At 32.9% G+C, this 2,853-nt stretch carries 2 protein-coding genes; both read left to right on the top strand.

Features of this window, described 5'->3' with window-relative positions; all coding sequences use genetic code 11:
* The first annotated feature begins 185 nt into the window (after positions 1–185).
* Positions 186–944 carry a hypothetical protein gene (locus AC1DSL_RS16945; RefSeq protein ID WP_477533108.1) on the top strand — a complete coding sequence of 253 codons (759 nt, stop codon included), beginning with the start codon at positions 186–188 and terminating at the stop codon, positions 942–944.
* A gap of 807 nt (positions 945–1,751) precedes the next feature.
* A complete protein-coding gene (locus AC1DSL_RS16940; RefSeq protein ID WP_477533107.1) occupies positions 1,752–2,807 on the top strand; it encodes an HNH endonuclease in 1,056 nt (351 codons plus the stop codon).
* Positions 2,808–2,853: the final 46 nt, after the last annotated feature.

The following is a 2,853-nucleotide window of genomic DNA, read 5'->3' as shown; positions in this document are numbered from 1 at the left end:
CAGCTGGTATATACAGCTTTGACACGTACATCGTCTAAAGGGGTAGCATTAGTGGAGAACAATGCTCTGTTTCAAGCCATCAAGAATGATAGTAGTCAATCAAGACGGACGTTCCTACAGGAATTAATCAAATTAAAAATGATTAAATAGTAAATTATAATATAATGAAAGTTGGAATATGCCATATGACCGAAAGAAGATACGAAAGACCAGTAGCAATACCCAATGAAATATTTGGAGATATGCGTAGTTGGCTTGAGGTAGGGGAGTTAAAATCTCCCCATCACCAAGAGTTTATTTATTGTTTCTATTGGATGATTGCTTACTTGTGGAATTATGCTAAGTATGGAGAACATGGATTTACACTAGCTGATATTAAGAAACTGTTAGGATACAATCCAAATGAAAAAAGATTGAATTATATTATTAAGAAGAATGGACTGTTAGATCAGAAAGGTTATTCTTCCAGTGTAAATGATTATCCTATACTATGGCACATGAATGAAGATAAGCAAATGAGTTATACGATGTTGTCTGATTATGACAAGGAAGATAGAGAACGATTGAATACATTTAAGTCACTGAATGTAATTGTGAAAGCTCCGTTGAAGTCAATTGGGAATGAGAATGAGGATGGACTATTCTGGAATGCAGCTAATTCACATTTGATGAGAGGTGAGATAATTGTTGCCTGTACAGTTGATGGTAAGATGAATTGTTCAGCAGTATATATGTATGGATTGTTATTGATGATGAATGAGAAGAATAAACACTTTCATGGAGAAGAGAAATTTCAATGTGCCAATAAGACGTTGATTGGATTGACTGGTTGGGATAGACGGAAGATTAATGAAACTGTAGGATTCTTAGTTGATATCGAATTAATTAAGAAGGAACAAGCTGTGAAGAAAAAAGGTGAAATCAATTGGTATTCCATTGTTTAGATGAGATGTGAGGAATTATATATAGGACTTTAGGGTAGGTACAAAATAGTAACCTTTTAAACAGGTTACGTTTTAGTACATCTATAATAAATGATTTATAATATATAATATATATAATTAATATATAGATTTATTATAAGATGACGAAAACGTAACCTGTTAGGAATTTTTATTATTTGATGAATGAGAATTGGGGTGTCTGTATAGGCATCCTTTTTATTTTAACTGAAATATATCCCCCTCCCATGTAGCTGAATTGTAGATGATTAGATGGGAGGATAGTGGATTAAATTAGCCGATAAAAGTGACACGTCATATTTAATACAAATTCAGCTCTGTGAGCTGTCTTAATTTTTAAATTTTCGATTTACATAAATATACGGATAACATATTTTGAAACTGTATAGAGAACGCTACGATACTTTAAATTGATTCTGAGAGGTCAGGTAAGGTGTAGATGGAAAATTAGTATGGATTTATGATTTGATTATGACTTCAAGACGGTGTGAAATAATCAAATAAAAGTCACATGCTCTAATTAATACGATATTTAATCCTGAGGACGTTGTAGTTTCTAAATTTGAAGAATGAGCATTTATATGGAAATGATAAAACGATCAACTTTAGCTATGCTCTCGAATTGAATAGGCATATGTGAGAGGGTAACTGAATGTGTGGAGATGGAATTACAAATAATAAATAAATTATAATAGTTAGTTGATAAAAATTGATTATCTGTATATAGATAGTAGTGAGGAGGAATATTCTTCCTTTTACGAATATAGAGAAATTAAGGGGAAATGACAAATGGAATTATTCACAATTGAAGATGGAGTATTAATTATTAACAGGAAATGTATTAGCTGCAAGGAATCCTTTGTGTCAAATCAACATCATATTCATTATTGCTCAGATGAGTGCAAGGAGAAATTAAAATATACATGTGAATGTAGAATGTGTGAAGTGGAATTCCGATATAATCATGACAGAGTATATTGTTCAGACAATTGTAAAAGGACTAGATGTATTAGATGTGAAGAAGTATTTGTATTCAGAAGTAGTCCAAATGAGAAGTATTGTAGTGCTGAATGTAAGAAGATTCATCTTACAAAGAAGTGTAGGTATTGTGACGATGATTTTGTTTCTATTACAGGATCAGACTTCTGCTCAAATGATTGTAAGAGAGGATACGCTAAAATAGGCAAGAAGGCAGCATTGTGTAAAAACTGCAAGAAGATTATTACATTTGCAAAGGATTATTGGTCTCCCATTTATTGTGATGATGAATGTCGGATTGAACATGTTGCTGGAATCCATAAGCAAAAACTCAAGAAGAAGAAGCCAAAGGAATCAGACGTAGAGGATATTGTATCATTCCGTGTAGAATCATTATTGTCACGTAAGAGGGATTTCATTGTCAATATGAGAACAGGATTGAATTACAGTTTGATTGATAGTTTCAATGATACTCACAGGGAGAGAATATTAGAGCGAGATGAATATAGCTGCTTCATATGTGAACAGGATCATGGATTAGAAGTCCATCATATACTGCCTAGGGGATTAGGCGGAGACAATAGTGATGACAACTTAGTTGCATTGTGCATCAAGTGTCATAGAGCTGTTGAGACTGGTGATGTGAATCATGCTGTCAGGAAATGCGTGGAGAGAGCCAAGAGGAATTTTGGAATCATCAAGGAGAAGCATGAGATTAAAATGAATCAAAATGAGTTTGCTAATTTATTGGGATATGAGCTAAGTAAGATATTTGACCATTTGAAGAATGATGAACCACAGGAAGAAGCAATGGCATTTGTGGATGACTTAATGGATACAGTAGAGGCATGGAAGTTAACTAGATGATTAAATTAATTAATTATAATATAAAAAGTAAGCAAGAGTGTTATTT

Source organism: Paenisporosarcina sp. P4_D4, assembly GCF_056401835.1.
The sequence above is the reverse complement of the archived record's forward strand: the minus strand, read 5'-3'. Positions and strand labels throughout refer to the sequence as shown.

Coding starts and splice junctions, on each gene's coding strand:
- AC1DSL_RS16945 (WP_477533108.1), top strand. CDS start 186: ATGACCGAAAGAAGATACGAAAGACCAGTAGCAATACCCAATGAAATA.
- AC1DSL_RS16940 (WP_477533107.1), top strand. CDS start 1,752: ATGGAATTATTCACAATTGAAGATGGAGTATTAATTATTAACAGGAAA.